Source organism: Mesorhizobium sp. B263B2A (assembly GCF_020165775.1).
GTDB lineage: Bacteria > Pseudomonadota > Alphaproteobacteria > Rhizobiales > Rhizobiaceae > Mesorhizobium > Mesorhizobium opportunistum.
In genome coordinates, this window is record NZ_JAIUIU010000020.1 from 24,885 (window position 1) to 43,529 (window position 18,645).

At 63.5% G+C, this 18,645-nt stretch carries 20 protein-coding genes; 19 read left to right on the top strand and 1 reads right to left on the bottom strand.

From position 1 onward, the window contains the following. Positions 1-271: 271 nt before the first annotated feature. From LB568_RS25650 to trmB, 18 genes are all read left to right on the top strand, one after another. Positions 272-1,561 (top strand): imelysin family protein, encoded by a 1,290-nt coding sequence (locus LB568_RS25650; protein ID WP_013891289.1) that lies wholly within the window; start codon positions 272-274, stop codon positions 1,559-1,561. 109 nt (positions 1,562-1,670) lie between these two features. After that, positions 1,671-1,982 (top strand): hypothetical protein, encoded by a 312-nt coding sequence (locus LB568_RS25655; protein ID WP_013891288.1) that lies wholly within the window; start codon positions 1,671-1,673, stop codon positions 1,980-1,982. Next, positions 1,948-2,433, top strand: coding sequence for a bacterioferritin (gene bfr, locus LB568_RS25660; RefSeq protein ID WP_013891287.1), 486 nt, complete (start codon positions 1,948-1,950; stop codon positions 2,431-2,433). The genes LB568_RS25655 and bfr overlap by 35 nt, the downstream gene beginning before the upstream one ends. 12 nt (positions 2,434-2,445) lie before the next feature. Continuing rightward, the gene (locus LB568_RS25665; RefSeq protein WP_013891286.1) at positions 2,446-4,044 is read left to right on the top strand and encodes a di-heme oxidoredictase family protein; all 1,599 of its coding nucleotides are present in this window, start codon (positions 2,446-2,448) and stop codon (positions 4,042-4,044) included. After that, the gene (locus tag LB568_RS25670) at positions 4,044-5,123 is read left to right on the top strand and encodes an imelysin family protein (protein WP_224731583.1); all 1,080 of its coding nucleotides are present in this window, start codon (positions 4,044-4,046) and stop codon (positions 5,121-5,123) included. Before LB568_RS25665 ends, LB568_RS25670 begins: the two co-directional genes overlap by 1 nt. Before the next feature lie 3 nt (positions 5,124-5,126). Further along, complete coding sequence (locus tag LB568_RS25675) at positions 5,127-6,233, top strand: DUF1513 domain-containing protein (RefSeq protein WP_013891284.1); 1,107 nt, start codon at positions 5,127-5,129, stop codon at positions 6,231-6,233. 93 nt (positions 6,234-6,326) lie between these two features. After that, positions 6,327-7,004 carry a tRNA (adenosine(37)-N6)-threonylcarbamoyltransferase complex dimerization subunit type 1 TsaB gene (tsaB, locus tag LB568_RS25680; protein WP_041164451.1) on the top strand — a complete coding sequence of 226 codons (678 nt, stop codon included), beginning with the start codon at positions 6,327-6,329 and terminating at the stop codon, positions 7,002-7,004. Then, positions 7,004-7,498 (top strand): ribosomal protein S18-alanine N-acetyltransferase, encoded by a 495-nt coding sequence (gene rimI, locus LB568_RS25685; RefSeq protein ID WP_023766990.1) that lies wholly within the window; start codon positions 7,004-7,006, stop codon positions 7,496-7,498. The genes tsaB and rimI overlap by 1 nt, the downstream gene beginning before the upstream one ends. A 20-nt stretch (positions 7,499-7,518) precedes the next feature. After that, on the top strand, positions 7,519-8,319 hold the full coding sequence (locus tag LB568_RS25690) for a lysophospholipid acyltransferase family protein (RefSeq protein ID WP_224731584.1): 801 nt from the start codon (positions 7,519-7,521) through the stop codon (positions 8,317-8,319). 75 nt (positions 8,320-8,394) lie between these two features. After that, entirely contained in the window at positions 8,395-9,816 is a 1,422-nt protein-coding gene (gene miaB, locus LB568_RS25695) for a tRNA (N6-isopentenyl adenosine(37)-C2)-methylthiotransferase MiaB (RefSeq protein ID WP_224731585.1), read from the top strand. Positions 9,817-9,899: 83 nt separating this feature from the next. Continuing rightward, positions 9,900-10,892, top strand: a complete 993-nt coding sequence (locus LB568_RS25700) for a PhoH family protein (protein WP_023766987.1) — start codon at positions 9,900-9,902, stop codon at positions 10,890-10,892. Positions 10,893-10,909: 17 nt separating this feature from the next. Beyond that, positions 10,910-11,410, top strand: a complete 501-nt coding sequence (ybeY, locus tag LB568_RS25705) for an rRNA maturation RNase YbeY (protein WP_224731586.1) — start codon at positions 10,910-10,912, stop codon at positions 11,408-11,410. Positions 11,411-11,438: 28 nt separating this feature from the next. After that, positions 11,439-12,515, top strand: coding sequence for a hemolysin family protein (locus LB568_RS25710; RefSeq protein WP_140570101.1), 1,077 nt, complete (start codon positions 11,439-11,441; stop codon positions 12,513-12,515). Positions 12,516-12,531: 16 nt separating this feature from the next. Further along, the gene (locus LB568_RS25715; protein ID WP_013891276.1) at positions 12,532-13,002 is read left to right on the top strand and encodes a VOC family protein; all 471 of its coding nucleotides are present in this window, start codon (positions 12,532-12,534) and stop codon (positions 13,000-13,002) included. A gap of 99 nt (positions 13,003-13,101) precedes the next feature. Next, complete coding sequence (gene lnt, locus LB568_RS25720; RefSeq protein WP_224731587.1) at positions 13,102-14,694, top strand: apolipoprotein N-acyltransferase; 1,593 nt, start codon at positions 13,102-13,104, stop codon at positions 14,692-14,694. Between the two features lie 138 nt (positions 14,695-14,832). After that, entirely contained in the window at positions 14,833-15,252 is a 420-nt protein-coding gene (locus LB568_RS25725; protein ID WP_224731622.1) for a helix-turn-helix domain-containing protein, read from the top strand. Positions 15,253-15,421: 169 nt separating this feature from the next. Then, positions 15,422-16,687, top strand: coding sequence for a methionine adenosyltransferase (gene metK, locus LB568_RS25730; RefSeq protein WP_013891273.1), 1,266 nt, complete (start codon positions 15,422-15,424; stop codon positions 16,685-16,687). A gap of 26 nt (positions 16,688-16,713) precedes the next feature. Beyond that, a complete protein-coding gene (trmB, locus tag LB568_RS25735) occupies positions 16,714-17,415 on the top strand; it encodes a tRNA (guanine(46)-N(7))-methyltransferase TrmB (RefSeq protein ID WP_224731588.1) in 702 nt (233 codons plus the stop codon). Between the two features lie 27 nt (positions 17,416-17,442). Here trmB and LB568_RS25740 read toward each other — a convergent pair whose 3' ends face one another. After that, positions 17,443-17,607 (bottom strand): hypothetical protein, encoded by a 165-nt coding sequence (locus tag LB568_RS25740; RefSeq protein ID WP_181176681.1) that lies wholly within the window; start codon positions 17,605-17,607, stop codon positions 17,443-17,445. A 360-nt stretch (positions 17,608-17,967) separates the two neighbouring features. Between LB568_RS25740 and rimP the strand changes: the two genes are divergently transcribed. Continuing rightward, positions 17,968-18,615 (top strand): ribosome maturation factor RimP, encoded by a 648-nt coding sequence (gene rimP, locus LB568_RS25745; RefSeq protein WP_013891270.1) that lies wholly within the window; start codon positions 17,968-17,970, stop codon positions 18,613-18,615. Positions 18,616-18,645: the final 30 nt, after the last annotated feature.

Sequence of the window (18,645 nt, forward strand, 5' to 3'; positions counted from 1 at the left end):
TAGTTTAGAATAGTTCTAAACTATTGTTTCAATTGGCTTTTCCTGTCGATTTTCGTTGACTTCCATCGGCGTCGAAGCTTTATGGAAACCTGCGCGCTGGCGCATCCCCTGATGTTTGGGCCTTGAACCCGTTCGATTGGAGGCATTTTGGTGTCTTTCTTCCGCGAACCGCGCGATGGCGGCAAGTCTTGTGCCTTATGGCATCGATGTGGCCTGGCGCCGATTGCCGCGCGCGCCATTCATGAAATTCCCGAGAAACTGGAGAGCGATAATGACAGCACGATATGGCGGCAGGCTTGCGGCGATGGGTGCCACGGCCTTGCTGACAGCAGCGGTGTTCGTGCTGCCCGCCAAGGCGCAAACCGATGCTAAAGCGGTCGTCACGACTTATTCCGACATCGCGCTCGCCAAATACGAGGATTCGCTGACCACGGCGCAAGCCCTCGACAAGGCGGTCGACGCGCTGCTCGCCAACCCGTCGGCGGATACGCTCAACGCCGCGCGCGACGCCTGGAAGGCATCGCGTGTTCCCTACCAGCAGACCGAGGTCTACCGTTTCGGCAACAAGATCGTCGACGACTGGGAGGGCAAGGTGAATTCCTGGCCGCTGGACGAAGGCTTGATCGACTATGTCGCCAAGAGCTACGGCACCGAGTCCGATGCGAATTCGCTCTATACGGCCAATGTGATCGCCAACAAGGAAATCGAGATCAACGGCAAGAAGGTCGATGCCTCGAAGCTTTCGCCGGAATTCCTCTCCGGTACGCTGCAGGAGGCTGGCGGCGTCGAGGCCAACGTCGCCACCGGCTATCACGCCATCGAGTTCCTGCTCTGGGGCCAGGACCTGCATGGCACCGGCCCGGGCGCCGGCGAGCGCCCCTATACCGACTATGATCTCAAGAACTGCACCGGCGGCAATTGCGACCGCCGTGCCGAATATCTGAAGTCCGCCAGCACACTCCTGGTTTCGGACCTGCAGGAAATGGTCGACGACTGGAAAGCGGACGGCGCGGCGCGCAAGGCCCTGGCCGACGGCGAGCCGAACACCGCCATCTCGACGATCTTCACCGGCATGGGCTCGCTGTCCTACGGCGAACTGGCCGGCGAGCGCATGAAGCTCGGCCTCTTGCTGCACGATCCCGAAGAGGAGCATGACTGCTTCTCCGATAACACCTACAACTCCCATCTCAACGACGCCATCGGCATCCGCGCCGCCTATCTCGCCAGCTATACCAGGCTCGACGGCACTGTCGTCTCGGGACCTTCGGTGCACGAGATGGTGAAGACTGCCGATCCGGCGATCGACAAGGAACTGTCTGACAAGCTCGACGTCACCGTCGCCAAGATGGAGGCGATCAAGGCGCGGGCCGAGGCCGGCGAGGCCTATGACCAGCAGATCGCCGAGGGCAACACCGAAGGCAATGCGACCGTGCAGGCCGCGATCGACGCCTTGATCGACCAGACCAAGTCGATCGAGCGCGCCGTCGGTTCCCTGAAGCTCAACGCCATCGCCTTCGAGGGCTCCGACAGCCTTGACGCACCCGACAAGGTGTTCAAGTAAGCGCCGAACTGGAGCCTGGTCCGGAGCCCAATAATCGGCTTCGGAGTGGGCTCCGGAAGCGAAACAAGCCACGGCGCGGAAGGCGCCGTCAGCCACTCGGGCACTGTAAATGCTGATCTGCCATTGCAACATTATCACCGAGAAAGAGATCGAGCAGACGATCATCGATCTGCTGGACCAGGATCCATGGCAACTTATCGTGCCGGCAAAGGTCTACCACACGATGCAGAAGCGCGGTCGCTGTTGCGGCTGTTTCCCAAATGTGGTCGAAACGATCATTCGGGTCACCGAGAATTACCACACCCGCTCGGAGGCGAGTGGCGTGGACATCGTTTCACACCTGGACCGCGTCAGGGGCCTGCGCGTCCAATACGGGAGCAGAATTCATGAAAGGCGAACCGCAGGTCATCGAGCGGCTTAACGAAGCTCTGTTCTTGGAACTCGGAGCGGTCAATCAGTATTGGGTGCATTTCCGTCTGCTCGAGGACTGGGGGTATGCCAAGCTGGCCAAGAAGGAGCGGGCGGAATCGATCGAGGAGATGCACCACGCCGACAAGCTCGTCGCCCGCATCATCTTCCTCGAAGGCCATCCGAACCTGCAGTCCGTGGCGCCGTTGCGCATCGGGCAGAACGTCAAGGAAGTGCTCGAATCCGACCTTGCCGGCGAATATGACGCACGCACCGCCTACAAGCGCTCGCGTGAAATCTGCAACGAGGCCGGCGACTATGTGTCGATGAAGCTGTTCGAGCAATTGCTGGCCGACGAGGAGGGGCATATCGACTTCCTGGAGACGCAGCTCGATCTGCTGGCCTCGATCGGCGAGGAAAAATACGGCCAGCTCAACGCCGCATCGGCGGACGACGCGGAGTAAGGATATGCGGGAATGCGGCGCCCATTAGAATTCTTGCGCCGCTTGCGGCGGGCGGAAAGCTCGCCGCCCCTTCGGAAGCCAGCCGGTTCGACGGGTCGGCGCTGCGCCATTCTCGTGCTGGCGCTGACCTCGTCGGCGCTGGCCGGCGACCTTCAACCCGCCGGCCTCGCCACCACGCGCACCGACCTCGATGCGAAGGATCAGGCGCGTGTCACCGCCATCACCAGGCCGACCGCGGATTTCTCCAAGCCCGAGCGGTTCGAGTTGATGCAGGGTGGCGCCGGAACCTCGGAGAAGGACGTCAACCGCGACGCCTTCTCGCAATCGTCGGCCAACATCACCTTCGAGGAAGAAGGCACCTTCAAGCTCGGCAATGCGCTGTTCCGCAAGAACTGGGTGTCGTCGCCATCCTCGACGCAGGCCTCGGACGGGCTTGGCCCGCTGTTCAACGAACGCGCCTGCCAGAATTGCCATCTGAAGGATGGCCGCGGCCGCCCGCCGCAAGGCGACCTTGGCAGCACCTCGATGTTCCTGCGCTTGGCCCGAGACGCCAGCAGCGCGGAAGAGAAGGCCGCCCTTGCCGACCACCAGGTGCTCAACTTCCCCGACCCGGTCTACGGCACGCAGCTGCAGGAACTAGCGGTGCCCGGCCTGCGCGGCGAAGGCAGGATGCATGTCGACTATCAGGAACGTAAAGTAGAGCTGACGGATGGCACCGTGGTTTCCCTGCGCAAGCCCAGCTATTCGGTCACCGATCCCGCCTATGGGCCGCTTGATCCGCGCACGACATTGTCGCCGCGCCTGACGCCGCCGATGATCGGGCTTGGCCTGATCGAGCAGATCGCGCCGGCCGACATTCTGGCCCATGCCGATCCGCAAGACCATGACGGCGACGGCATTTCCGGCAGGCCGAACATCGTGCGCGACGGCCAGGGCGGGGAACTGACGCTTGGCCGTTTCGGCTGGAAGGCGCAGACCGCATCGATCCGCCAGCAGGCGGCCGATGCCTTTGCCGGTGACATCGGCATCTCGACGCCTGAAGAATCGAAACACTGGGGTGACTGCACTATAGCGCAGGCAAAATGCCTTGCTATGCCGAACGGCGTCCAGCAGCGTCTTGGTTCCGCCGAAGCGCCGCCACCGGTGATGGATCTCGTCACCTTCTATTCGCGGAACCTGGCCGTGCCCGCACGCCGCGACCGCGACGCGCCCGATGTGCTCGCCGGCAAGAAGGTCTTCTACGACATCGGCTGCGTTTCCTGTCACGCGCCGAAATTCGTCACCCGCCGTGATGCCCCTGACAAGGCGCAGGCCTTCCAGCTGATCTGGCCCTATTCCGACTTCCTGCTGCACGACATGGGGCCTGATCTTGCCGACGGACAGGCCGTGGGTGAGGCCACGGGCAACGAATGGCGCACCCCGCCGCTGTGGGGCATCGGCCTTACTGGGACCGTCAACGGCAATTCCTTCTTTCTGCATGACGGACGCGCGCGCAGCCTGACCGAGGCGATCCTGTGGCATGGTGGCGAGGGCCAGAAGGCGCGCGACCGTTTTGCCGCCGCCAACGCCGCTGAGCGCAGTGCGCTGCTCGAATTCCTGGAGTCACTTTGATGCTGAAGCGTTCCGCGCTGTTTCTCGTTCTTCCGCTGGCCCTGCTGGGCGCCTTGCCCGCATCGGCGGCGGTGAAGGCCTCCGATGTCATCCAGCGCGCGATCGACGGCTTTGTCCGCCCGGCCTATGCCGGCCTGCATGAGCACACGCAAGCCCTGGCGAAGGCGATGCACGAGCTGTGCGAAGCGCCTTCGCCAGGGGAACTCGACGCGGCGCGGACCGAATTTTCGGCCACGGTCTATGCCTGGTCGTCGGCCGAGATCATCGGCCTTGGGCCGATCAAGGAAAACAACCGGCTGGAGCGCATGCTGTTCTGGCCGGACCGCAAGAGCATCGGCCTGAAGCAGGTGCAGGCGGCATTGTCGGCCAAGGATCCGACCGCGACCGATCCGGCACAGCTGGCCGGCAAGAGCGTTGCCATGCAAGGGTTGGGCGCGCTGGAATTCGTGCTTTTCGGCGACGGCGCCGACGCGTTGGCGGGCAAGGACGATCCCTACCGCTGCGCCTACGGCGCGGCGGTAGCCGGCAATATCGGGACCATGGCCAAAGACGTCAACGACGCCTGGAACAAGCCCGACGGCTTTGCGGCTCTCTGGGCCAATCCAGGGCCGCAAAACCCGCTTTACCGCGACGGCAACGAAGCCGTGACCGAACTGGTCGGCGTCTTCATCAACGAGCTGGAAATGGTTCGCGATGTCCGCCTGAAGGGGTTTCTGGGTGGCAAGCCTGAGGCCGACAAGCCGAAACAGGCGATCTACTGGCGTTCGCAAAACACCGGCAATTCGCTGGCCGGAAACCTGGACGGCATCGATCGGCTGTTCCAGGTCTCGAAGCTTGGCAACGCATTGCCTGAAGATGCGCGCTGGATGGCGGAATCGATCCACATCCAGCTCGTCAACGGCGTCGCCACCGCGAAGTCGGTCCAGGGTCCGATCGACAAGGCACTCGCCGATCAGGCGCTGCGCGGCAAGCTCGAGCATTTCGCACTGATCACCTCCAGCCTGTCGACCCTGATCGGCACCCGGCTGACCGCCGAATTCGGCCTGACCGCCGGCTTCTCGTCGCTGGATGGAGACTGATCCTTGAAAACGCCACTCATCGATCGCCGGGATTTTCTCCGGGCCGCGGGCATCGGCTTTGCCGCGGCGATGGCGCCGTCGGCGTGGGCCATGACGCTTGCGGCGGACGCTGTCTTCGCCACCGCCTTCGTCAAGCGTGACGGCAGTTTTGGCGCCGCCGTCCTGTCCGAGGCCGGCAAGGTGCTGCACACGATCGACCTGCCAGATCGCGGTCATGACGTCACCTTCGATCCGATGTCGAAGCGTTCGGTGGTCTTCGCCCGCCAGCCCGGCACCTTCGCTGTCGTCTTCGATCATACCGGGCGCGACGCCCCGCTGACCATCGCCAGCATCCCTGGCCGGCATTTCTTCGGCCATGGCGTGTTCTCGCCCGACGGCGCCTTGCTCTACGCCACCGAGAACGACTTCGACAATGCCGCCGGGGTCGTCGGCGTCTACGATGCGCGCGCGAAATTCAGCCGTGTCGGCGAATTCCCGACGTATGGGATGGGGCCCCACGAGCTTCTGCTGCTGGGCGACGGCAGGACGATCGCGGTTGCCAATGGCGGCATCGAGACCCATCCGGATTACGGCCGGGCCGAGCTCAACATTGCCACCATGAAGCCGTCCTATGTGCTGGTCGACCGCGTCACCGGCGATCTCATCGAAAAGCACGAACTGCCGGCGCCACTGCACCAACTGTCGATCCGCCACATGGACACCGACCAGGCCGGCACCGTCTGGTTCGGTTGCCAGTACAGGGGGCCGGGCACGGATCGTCCGCTGCTGGTCGGCCGCGCCGCGCGCGGCAAGGACTTGCAGTTGCTCGACATGCAGGGGGACGTGCTGGCCGGCTTCCGCAACTATATCGGCTCGGTCGCCGCCAATCCTGGATCCGGCACCGTTGCCGTATCGTCGCCGGAAGGCAATTCGTTGGTCGTGATCGATGCTGCCAGCGGCCAGGTCCTCTCGAACAGCGCGCTGGTCGAGGTCTGCGGCGTGGCGCCGGATGGGACTGGCTTCATGGCCACCACGGGTGCGGGCGAGATCATCGAGGGCAGCGGTGCGATGCGGTCGGAGCCGGACTATGTCTGGGACAACCACATGCTGCGCATCGAACAGGTCGCATAGCTCGCCCTTCGAAGCGAAGCCGCTTAACAAATTATGCTTGCGGTGGCGCGCCTTGGCGGGCACAGGGAGGTGTTTCTCGGAACCGGTTGTTTCATGAAAGTGCTTGCCATCGACTGTGCCGCCAGCCTCTGCGCCGCCTGCGTCTACGACGCGGCGGTTGGGCTGGAGCTTGGCCGCTCGGTGCTCGATCTCGGCAAAGGCCATGCCGAGCATCTGATGGCGGTCATCGCCGAGGCGCTGAAGGCGGGCGCGACCGACTATGCCGGTCTTGGCGCCATTGCCGTCTCCGTCGGCCCAGGTTCCTTCACCGGCCTGCGCGTCGGCGTCTCGACCGCGCGTGGTCTGGCGCTGGCGCTTAAGATTCCCGCGATCGGTGTGACGACGCTCGAGGCGCTGGCGGCTGAAGCAGCAGCGGCATTTCCTGGCCGCGCCGTGCTGGCGGCGCTCGATGCCGGGCGTGAAGAGATCCATGCTGCTCTCTATGATCAAATGTCAGTTTTGACTTACGGTCCGGCCGTGGCCACGCTGGCTGAGGCCACTGGAATGGCGATCGAAAGCTCTGCGGTGCTCGCCGGCACCGCGGCAGCACAGATCGCCGCATCGGCCGGTCGTGGTTTCGATATCGGGCCTCGGACGGCCACCGCCGACATCCTCACCTACGCCCGGCTGGCCGCCGTCAAGGGCGCGGGCGAGAGGCCGAAACCGCTTTATTTGCGCGGTGCCGACGCTAAGCCGCAGGCCGGGTTCATTTTATCAAGGCAACAAAATTAATGCGCATTCCTTTCCTTCAGCCGCGCCGCCGGGACTATGCGCTCGAGCCGCTCAGGATTACCGACAGCCCGGCCGTCTCGCTGCTGCATCGCGAGGACTTCGTCCGCCCGTGGACCGATGGCGAGTTCGCCGCCTTGCTCGAACAGGACACCGTGTTCGGTTACGCCGCACGCGAAACGGGGCAGGGCGCCAAGCCGCCGGTGGGCTTCGTGCTGGCCCGGCTGGCCGCCGGCGAGGGCGAGATCCTGACAGTTGCGGTGGGGCGATCGCATCGTCGCCAGGGGCTTGGCTGGCAGTTGATGGATGCGGTGCTGCGTGAGCTGCACGCCCAGCGCGCCGAAGCGCTGTTCCTCGAAGTCGACGAGACCAATGTCGCCGCGATCGCCCTCTACCGGCGGCTGGGCTTCCGCGAGGTCGGCAAGCGGCCGGACTACTACAAGTCGCCCGATCGCGGACCCACCGGCGCGCTTGTCATGCGCCGCGATCTTCGCTAGCCAGAGATCGGGGTAGGGCGATGATCAAGAAAATCAGGATTTTCCTGGCCCTGGGCCTCGTCGTCGCCGGTTCGCTGATCCTCGTGCCGTTGCAGATGCTGTCGATGAAAACCGGCTGGTGGCCGGAAACATTCATCCTCAAGATCTGGCATCGGCTGATCCTCAGGGCGCTCGGCATGCGCGTCCATGTCAAGGGGACGCTGTCCGACAAACGGCCCTTGCTGGTTGCTTCGAACCACATTTCCTGGACCGACATCATGGTTCTGGGTTCTTTTGCCGATGTAAAATTCATCGCCAGGGCCGATATGGAAGGCTGGCCGCTGATCGGCATGCTGTCGAAGCTGCAGCGCACCGTCTTCATCGAGCGCGAACGCAAGCGCTCCTCGGGCGACCAGGCGAGCGAAATCGCCAATCGCATGGCCAAGGGCGACGCCATGGTGCTGTTCGCCGAGGGCTCGACCGGTGACGGCAATGCCATCCTGCCCTTCAAGAGCACCCTGTTCGGCGCCGCCTCGATGGCGATTTCGGAGGGCGCGGCCGAGCAGGTCTTCATCCAGCCGGTGGCGATCGCCTATACCCGCCTGCACGGCGTGCCGCTCGGCCGCCGCCACCGGCCGATCTCGGCCTGGATCGGTGACGAGAATTTGATGCCGCATCTCAAGGTGCTGATGGCGGAAGGCGCACTCGATGTCGAAGTGCATTTCGGCGAGCCGATCGCATTTTCCAAGGGTTCGAACCGCAAGGAAACGGCGAAGCTGATGGAAAGCCAGGTGCGCAAGATGATGATGGCGGCACTCGCCGATCCGCGCCCGAGCCGCTAATCCCGGCCCCGCGTCTGCGGGCGCAGGGCGAGAATCGTCTGTTTTTTGTCACGGAAAGGCGTTAGAAGCCGCCGGATGGACTTGAACACAATCGAAAGCGACGACATCGGCACGCTGGCTGGACAGCCGGCGGTGCACGCCGTGGCAGCGAAAAAGGTCTTCATCAAGACCTATGGCTGCCAGATGAACGTCTATGATTCACAGCGCATGGCCGACGCGCTGGCCGCCGACGGCTATACCGCGACCGATGCTATCGGCGAGGCCGATCTGGTGCTGCTCAACACCTGCCATATCAGGGAAAAAGCCGCCGAGAAGGTCTATTCCGAACTCGGCCGCATCCGCGACATGAAGGCGGAGCGCGCCAGCGTCGGCCGCGAGTTGCTGATCGGCGTTGCCGGCTGCGTGGCGCAGGCCGAAGGCGCCGAGATCATCCGCCGTTCGCCCGCCGTCGATCTGGTCATCGGGCCGCAGACCTATCATCGCCTGCCCGACGTGTTGGCGAGAGTGCGCGGCGGCGAGAAGATCGTCGAGACCGACTATGCCATCGAGGACAAGTTCGAGCATCTGCCGCAGCCGAAGCGCGCCGAGGTCATCAAGCGCGGCGTGACTGCCTTCCTCACCGTGCAGGAAGGCTGTGACAAGTTCTGCACCTTCTGCGTCGTGCCCTACACCAGAGGCTCCGAAGTCTCGCGGCCGGTGGCGCAGATCGTCGCCGAGGCCGAGCGCCTGGCCGAGGCCGGCGTGCGCGAGGTGACGCTGCTAGGCCAGAACGTCAATGCCTGGCACGGCCAGGGCGATACCAATGGGGGCAGGACCGAGGAATGGGGCTTTGGCCGGCTGCTGCATCGGCTGGCTGAAATCCCGGGGCTGGCGCGGCTGCGCTACACCACCAGCCATCCGCGCGACATGGACGACGAACTGATCGCCGCCCACCGCGATCTGCCCTCGCTGATGCCTTATTTGCATCTGCCTGTGCAGTCCGGATCGGACCGCATCCTCAAGGCGATGAACCGCAGGCACACGGCCAGGGATTATCTGGCGCTGCTCGACCGCATCCGCGCTGCCCGGCCCGACATCGCGCTATCAGGCGATTTCATCGTCGGTTTCCCCGGCGAGACGGAAGCCGATTTCGAGGCGACCATGGAACTGGTGCGCAAGGTGAACTATGCCTCGGCCTTTTCGTTCAAATATTCGCCGCGTCCGGGCACGCCGGGCGCCGAAATGGCCGATCACGTGCCGGAAACGGTCAAGGACGAGCGCCTGCAGCGTCTGCAGGCACTGCTTCTCAAGCAGCAGCAGGATTTCGGTCTGAGCCTGATTGGCAGTACAATCGACACGCTGATCGAGAAGCCTGGCCGGCAGGCTGGCCAGAAGGTTGGCCGCTCGCCCTGGCTGCAGCCGGTTATTGTTGATGAAAAGGCCGGCGAAATCGGTGACATTATCCAGGTGCGAATCACGAAGACGGGCTACAATAGCCTGTTCGCCGAATTGGCCTGAGGGTCTCGGCAGATGAGGAGAGACGGTTGAGCGCAGCAGAGCTGAAGAACCTGCCCCCGGTACCGGCATCTGGGGCTTCTGATATGGCGCACATCGTTCTGACTTTCGACAACAACAAGCTTGCCAGCGCCCTTTACGGCCAGTTCGATGAAAACCTTGCCCGGCTCGAGCAAAAGCTCGGCGTCGACATACGCTCGCGCGGCAACCAGCTGACCATCAAGGGATCCGCTTCGGCCGCCGAGCAGGCACGCCGCGCCTTGGACAATCTCTACGGGATCCTCCAGAAGGGCGTCGATATCGGCCAGTCCGACGTCGACGGCGCCGTGCGCATGGCGGTCGCCGCCGACGATCAGCTGACGCTGCCGACGCTGGAGCGCAAGGGCAAGGTTTCCGCCGCCCAGATCGCCACCCGCAAGAAGACGATCTATGCCCGCTCGCTCAACCAGGACGCCTATATGCGGGCGCTGGAGCGGTCGGAACTGGTGTTCGGCATCGGTCCGGCCGGCACCGGCAAGACCTATCTGGCGGTGGCGCACGCAGCCATGCTGCTCGAACGCGGCATGGTCGAACGCATCATCCTGTCGCGGCCGGCCGTCGAGGCGGGAGAACGGCTGGGCTTCCTGCCGGGCGACATGAAGGAGAAGGTCGATCCCTATCTGCGGCCGCTTTATGACGCGCTCTACGACATGATGCCGGCCGACAAGGTCGAGCGTGCGATTGCCGCCGAAGTCATCGAAATCGCGCCGCTCGCCTTCATGCGCGGCCGCACGCTGGCGCATGCCGCCGTCATCCTCGACGAGGCGCAGAACACCACGCCGATGCAGATGAAGATGTTTCTCACCCGTCTCGGCGAAAATTCGCGCATGATCGTCACCGGCGATCCCACCCAGATCGACCTGCCACCGAGCACCAAATCGGGCTTGGTCGAGGCCTTGCGTGTGCTCGACGGTGTGGCCGGCGCGGTAACCGTGCGCTTCAACGATATCGACGTCGTTCGCCATCCGCTGGTGGCGGAAATCGTCAGGGCCTATGACCGCGACGCCAAGCTGGCGCGCGGCCTCGGTGCCGAGAATTGATCTGACGATGCGGCCTCATGCCTGAGGACAGCACATCCGTCGACGGGAGCCTTCCCGTCGAGATCGATATATCGATTGAAGCAGGCGACTGGCCCGCTGAGGCAAGCCTGGCGCGATTGGTCGATCGCGCTGTCGCGGCTGCTTTCGCCGAAACTGGTGCGGCAGGACATTCCGAACTCAGCATCGTTTTTTCCGACGACGCTCATATCCGCACCTTGAATGCGGGCTGGCGCGGCAAGGACAAATCCACCAACGTCTTGTCTTTCCCGGCTTTTCCACATGTGAAGGATGGTCCATTGCCGCCGATGCTGGGCGACATCGTGCTCGCCGCCGAAACCGTGGCGCGCGAGGCGGCACTGGAAGACAAGCCCTTGGAGAACCATATCACCCATCTCGTGATCCACGGCCTGCTGCACCTCATGGGCTACGACCACGAGACCGACACCGAGGCCGAGGCGATGGAAGCCGTCGAACGCGCAGCGCTTGCAAGGCTTGCCATTCCCGATCCCTACGCGTAACTACAAAAGACCAATTGACCGGACGAAGATGAACGACAAACCAGAGACTGCCGCCCGCCCCGACGCCGGCAGTGCACCCAAGGCTTCCGATACGTCGGAAGAGGGATCAAGTCCGAGTACAGTTACCGGCAGCGTTGCCAGCGAAACTTCGCCTGCCGGCCCCTCCCTGTTCGAACGCGTGCTAGGTCTGTTCCGGCAACGCAACGGCACCAGCCTGCGCGAGGAAATCGCCGGCGCGCTGGCCGAGACGGCGAGTGATGCCGGCGCCTTTTCGCCTGGCGAACGCGCCATGCTCAACAACATCTTGCGCCTGCGCGAGGTGCGGGTCGAGGACGTCATGGTGCCGCGCACCGACATCCAGGGGGTCGAGATCACGACGACGCTCGGCGACCTCCTGGGCACGTTCGAACAATCCGGCCATTCCCGCATGCCGGTCTATTCCGAGACGCTCGACGACCCGCGCGGCATGGTCCATATCCGCGACGTGCTGGCCCACATCACCAAGCTCGCGCGCGTCAAGAAGGGCCGCACGACCAGGAAGACGCCCATCGCCACGCAGCTCGATCTTGCCCAGGTCGACCTTTCGCGCACCATCGGCGAGCTCAACCTGATCCGCCAGGTTCTGTTTGTGCCGCCATCGATGCTTGCCTCCGACCTGATGGGCCGCATGCAGACGACGCGCACGCAAATGGCGCTGGTCATTGACGAATATGGCGGCACGGATGGCCTTGTCTCGCTCGAGGACATCGTCGAAATGGTCGTCGGCGACATCGAGGACGAGCATGACGACGACGAGCCGATGATCACCCAGGCCGGTGACGGCGTGTTCGTCGTCGACGGCAAGGCCGAGATCGACGAAGTCGCCAAGATGATCGGCGAGGGTTTCGCCGCCGGCGAACATGGCGAATATGTCGACACCATCGGCGGCATGATCTTCAACACGCTCGGCCGCGTGCCGGCGCGCGGCGAGGTGGTGCAGGCCATCCCCGGTTTCGAGTTCCATGTGCTCGATGCCGATCCGCGCCGCGTCAAGCGCGTGCGCATCGTGCAGAGCCAGAAGGGCGAGCGCCGCCGGCGCGCCACCGCGCGCACCGAGCAGGCGTGAGCGTTTCGCGCGCTCGATGACGATCGACGACCCGTTCAAGCATGCGAGCCTGGGTTCCGGTGTATTCTACAGGGATCCGCGTGCCGCGTTGGACTGGCTCGAAGCGGCTTTCGGCTTCGAGCGCAGCATGGTGGTCAGCGATGCCGAGGGCAAGCTCGTCCACGCCGAGATGCGGTTCGGCGATTGCACCATCATCGTCGATTCCGAATGGAGCGATTATGTCGCCAGCCCGGCTTCGGTCTCGGGCAAGAACACGCAGTCGGTCTATGTCAGGTTGAAGGACGGACTGGATGGCCATTGCGAGCAGGCGCGGGCGGCCGGTGCTGTAATAATCCAGGAGCCGGCGGACCAGTTCTACGGCGAACGCCAGTATCGGGCGCGCGATCCCGAAGGCCACGTCTGGACTTTCTCGCAGACCATCCGCGTCGTGTCCCGCGAGGAGGCCGAACGGCTTGGTGGCATGCGGATAGAGGGCTGGCACCGGTAGCCGCTTCGGTGGGAAACCATAGTCGACCGGCCAGCGTTTGGAGCGCGGACCGCGGCCTGTTAAATCTTCCTTCCTGATTCGCACGACTCGGAAGTATGCATGGTGCGCCTTGCCGGCCGGATAATTCTGCTTTGGGGTTGGCGGCGCGCGCTCGTGGCCTTTCTCGCAGGCGCCCTGGCGGTGCTTGGCCAAGCGCCATACGATTTCTTCGCCGCTTGCTTCATCTCGTTTCCGGTGCTGGTCTGGTTGCTCGACGGCGCGACCGGCGAAGCCTCCGGCAGCCTGTTTCGGCGCCTGCGGCCGGCTTTTGCCGTCGGCTGGTGGTTCGGCTTCGGCTATTTCCTCGCCGGTCTCTGGTGGATAGGTTCGGCGCTGCTGGTCGAGGCCGACAGCTTTGCCTGGGCGCTTCCGTTCGCGGTGATCGGCATTCCCTTCGCGCTCGCCTTTTTCTATGGCTTTGCAACAGTGATCGCCCGGCTCTTGTGGAGCAGCGATATCGGCCGCATCGCGGCACTCGCCTTCGGCTTCGCGCTGGCCGAGTGGCTGCGCGGCTTCCTGTTCACAGGTTTTCCCTGGAATGCGATCGGCTACGCGGCGATGCCCGTGCCCCTTCTGATGCAGAGCGTCTCGGTGACCGGCATGGTCGGCATGAACGCGCTCGCCGTGTTCCTCTTCGCGCTGCCGGCGCTGCTGGCGGCGCGCCGGCACCTGCGCCTTGGCGCGGCGCTGTTTGTCGTGCTCGCCGCCGCCCATGTCGGCTTCGGCTATGTCAGGCTCGCTGCTCCCGAAAAACCTGCGGAGCGCAGTTTGAATGTCCGCATCGTTCAGCCGGCCGTGGACCTGTCGGAGAAGTGGGACGCCTCGGTGCGCGATCGCATCTTCGCCACCTTGCTGGGCCTGTCCGCCAAGGCGCCGGACCCCGGTCACGACAGGCCGCAGCTGATCTTGTGGCCGGAAACCTCGGTGCCGTTCCTTTTCACCGAGCGCCCTGACGCGTTGACGGCGCTGGGCGACATGCTGGGCGACGGCCAGATGCTGATCGCCGGCGTCGTTCGCGAGGAAGGCAGCTCGGCCGCCGGCGCCGACAGCCGCTACTATAATTCGGTGGTGGCGATCGACGACACGGGCGAAATCGCCGATGCCGTCGACAAGGTCCATCTGGTGCCGTTTGGCGAATACCTGCCTTTCGCCGATCTGCTCAGCCGTTTCGGCATCGAACAGCTCGTCGCCGGGCCGATGACATTCACGGCCGGCAACGAGCGCCACGCCATCACGCTGCCGGGCGGCCTTCGTGCCCTGCCATTTATCTGCTACGAGGTGATCTTTCCCGACCTGGTGGCAGTTGACGCTACGTCAGCACAGCTTATTGTGAACGTTACCAATGATGCCTGGTTCGGCGACACGCCGGGGCCGTATCAGCATTTCAGGCAGGCTCAGATTCGCGCTGTGGAGAACGGGTTGCCCTTGTTGCGTGCCGCCAACAATGGCATCTCGGCCGTTGTCGACCAACGTGGACGCATCGTCGATGCGCTGGCGATCGACGCGCGCGGGGCCATCGATGTGAAGGTGCCTATCGCCGAACAGGCAGTCGTTTCCGAGGGGCAGCGACGCATTAACGGAATGCTGATCATGTTGCTGTTTGCGCTGTGCGGGGCACTGTTGAACGTAAGGCAAAGGCTACGGGTGAATTGACAGTTGGCACATTAGAAACTCATACTGTACCGCCTGAAATTTCTCGAAGCCGGTGGATCATACTGTTGGGGCAGTCGCCTCCGGCTTTGTTTGGGCGAGAAAAAAATCACAAAGCCGAAAAAATTCGGCGAGGAAAAAATGACAGAAGAAAACAAGAAAAAGCCGAATCCCATAGACATCCACGTTGGAAGCCGCATCCGGCTTCGCCGCAATATGCTCGGAATGAGCCAGGAAAAGCTGGGCGAGAATCTCGGCATCACATTTCAACAGATCCAGAAATATGAAAAGGGCACCAACCGCGTCGGCGCCAGCCGCCTGCAGGCGATTGCTTCCATACTCGGCGTGCCCGTCGCCTTCTTTTTCGAGGATGCGCCAGGCCAGGAATCCTCAGTCAACCGCGGCTTTGCCGAGGATGCGTCGATGGCTTTCGCCGTCGAATTCTGCGGCAGTCCAGAAGGACTCCAGCTCAACCGTGCCTTTGTCAAAATCGCCGACGTCAAGGTGCGCCGAAGGATCATCGACCTTGTGAAGTCGCTCGCCGCCGACGATCTCGACTGATCCGTAATGCGCTTCGAACCGGCGGCACCGCGCCGCCGGTGGCATAAAATATCGGCTCCGACATTCATGCCAGGACGGCGGCGACGCTTGACGAGCAGCGCTTTGCCCCGCTAACACGTGGCGCGCCAAAATCGGCAGCCTGCCGATCGTTTTTCAAGAGGGGACACCCGTGACGCGGCAGAACTACTTCTTTACCTCGGAATCCGTTGCCGAGGGCCATCCCGACAAAGTCTGTGACCGGATTTCCGACGAGATTGTCGATCTGGTCTACCGTGAGGCCAAGAAGACCGGCATGGACCCGTGGAAAGTCCGCGTCGCCTGCGAGACCTTGGCGACCACCAACCGCGTCGTCATCGCCGGCGAGGTGCGCGTTCCAGAGACGCTGCTGAAGAAGGACAAGGCCGGCAACGTCCTCATGGACGCGGCGGGCCACCCTGTCGTGAATCCGGCGAAGTTCAAATCTGTCGCCCGCAAGGCTATCCGCGAGATCGGCTACGAACAGGCCGGTTTCCACTGGAAGACGGCGAAGATCGAAGTCCTGCTGCATGGCCAGTCGCCTGACATCGGCCAGGGCGTCGACAACGCCGCCGATCGCCAGGGCGAAGAAGGTGCCGGCGACCAGGGCATCATGTTCGGCTATGCTTGCCGCGAAACGCCGGACCTGATGCCGGCGCCGATCTACTACAGCCACAAGATCCTCGAACTTCTGGCCGCCGCCCGTCACCAGAATAATGGCGAGGCCGGTAAGCTCGGGCCGGACGCCAAGAGCCAGGTCACCGTCCGCTACGTGGACGGCAAGGCCGCCGAGGCTACGCAGATCGTGCTGTCGACCCAGCATCTGGATTCAAGCTGGGATTCCAAGAAGGTCCGCAAGGTCGTCGAACCCTACATCCGCGAGGCGCTCGGCGACCTCAAGATCGCCGACGACTGCATGTGGTACATCAACCCGACCGGCAAGTTCGTCATTGGCGGACCGGACGGCGATGCCGGGCTGACCGGCCGCAAGATCATTGTCGATACCTATGGCGGTGCGGCACCGCACGGCGGTGGCGCCTTCTCCGGCAAGGACACCACCAAGGTCGACCGTTCGGCGGCCTACGCGGCGCGCTATCTGGCCAAGAATGTCGTGGCGGCCAAGCTTGCCGACCGCTGCACCATCCAGCTTTCCTACGCCATCGGCGTCGCCCAGCCCTTGTCGGTCTATGTCGACCTGCACGGCACCGGCAAGGTCGACGAGGCAAAGCTCGAGGATGCGCTGCGCACCGTGATGGACCTGTCGCCATCCGGCATCCGCCGTCATCTCGATCTCAACAAGCCGATCTATGCCAAAACGTCGTCTTATGGCCATTTTGGCCGCAAGGCTGGCCGTGACGGGTCCTTCTCCTGGGAGAAGACCGATCTGGCCAAGGCGCTCAAGGATGCTGTCGCGGCCTGAGCGCCCGACAGATCCTGCGGCACCAGATGAGCCCCGACGACAGGCCAAGCCGTGCGACCGAAGCCTTCTTCGGCCGTCGGCGTGGCAAGCCGGTCCGCCCGCAGCAGGCGGCTGCCCTGGAAAGCGGTCTCGGCACCTACCGACTCGATCTGACGGCTGAAGCGCCGTCGGAGCTGCGCACCCTGTTCGAAGCCGACGTCTCGGCCGTTCGCCTTGAGATCGGCTTTGGCGGCGGCGAACATCTTCTGCACCGCGCCATCGAGGCGCCGACAACCGGATTTGTCGGCGTCGAGCCCTTCGTCAACGGCATGGCCAAGATGATGATGGCAGTTAGGCAGCGGCCGCTGGCCAATCTGCGTGTCTTCGATGACGATGCCACCCGGCTGCTCGATTGGCTGCCGCCGGCATCGCTCGACGGCATCGATCTTCTCTATCCGGATCCCTGGCCGAAGAAGAAGCACTGGAAACGGCGCTTCGTCAGTGCGGTCAATCTCGACCGCTTCGCGCGCGTCCTGAAGCCAGGCTCAAAGTTCCGCTTCGCGTCCGACATCGACACTTATGTGAACTGGACCTTGCTGCATTGCCGGGCGCATGGCGCCTTCGCATGGCAAGCGGTGGATGCCGGCGACTGGAACAGGCCGTATGAGGGCTGGCCGGGTACGCGTTACGAGGCGAAGGCCATTCGCGAGGGCCGGCGGCCGGCCTATCTGACCTTTGTCAGGACATAGGCGCCCTCACGGCGCCTATGTCGGATTTCAAAAACGGCCGATCCTGTTGAAGATAGCCGGGTCCATGTCCAGCTTGCGCAGGTCGTCGGCACGCGGCTTGCGGCCGGCTTCCACGGCGCGCGAGGCGGCGACCGCGCCGCCGAATGCGGTGAAGAGGTCGCCCAAGGCGGAAAGTAGTCTGCGGTTGCCCATGATTTTGTCCTTTCGCGCGCCACAGCGCCGCGTCCATTCGTGTCGTGGCTAATAAATAAGACACCCTGCCGCCTTTCGCAGGGGGGGTTGCCGCATGGGCGCCATGCGCCTGGAGCAATGCTGACGCCGTCAGGGCTTTTGCCGGTCTTGCACGGCGAGCTGTCACGGCGGGCTTGAAACACAGGCGGTGTTCGTTTATATCAGCCTCAAATTCTTGGTCGGTATGACGAAGAGTGGGTCCACCCGGTCCCGCTCTTTTTTATTACCTGCCGGGTGAATCGGACCGAAAAGTGCGAAGCGGTTTCGGATGGTTCCGATGCGCAAACCAAAGAACATTGCGAAACGAACGACAGGCAATTGATGACTGCAATGACAAGCGAAGGTGACGACCGCATCATCCGCGAAAGCGGTATCGATGCGCGCATCGCGCTGATCATCCAGCCGGTGCTGCGCGGCATCGGCTTTCGCCTCGTGCGGGTGCATCTGTCCGGCCAGAACGGGCTGACGCTGCAGATCATGGCCGAGCGCGAGGACGGCACCATGACCGTCGAGGATTGCGAAGAGGTCAGCCGCGCGGTGTCGCCGGCGCTCGATGTCGACGATCCGATCGAGAAGGCGTATCATCTCGAAGTCTCTTCGCCCGGCATCGATCGGCCGCTGGTGCGCAAATCGGATTTCGTGACCTGGACCGGCCATTTGGTGAAGATGGAAACATCGGTCGTCGTCGCCGATCGCAAGCGTTTCAAGGGCAAGATCGCCGAGGCTGGTGAGAACGATGTGCTCATCGAGCGCGACAAGGCGGCCTATGGCGAGGAGCCGACGGTGCGCGTACCCTACGACGCCATTTCCGAGACCCGGTTGATCCTGACCGACGACCTCATCCGCGATGCGTTGTCGAAGGACAACAGGGCGCGCAAGGAAGCCAAGAAACGTCGCGGCGAGCCGGACGACGACGTGCCCGAGGGTACGGAAGCCGACGCCACGGAAGAACACGAACAGGAAAGTTGATTGAGCTGCCGGGCGTAAAAGCCCGGCTGA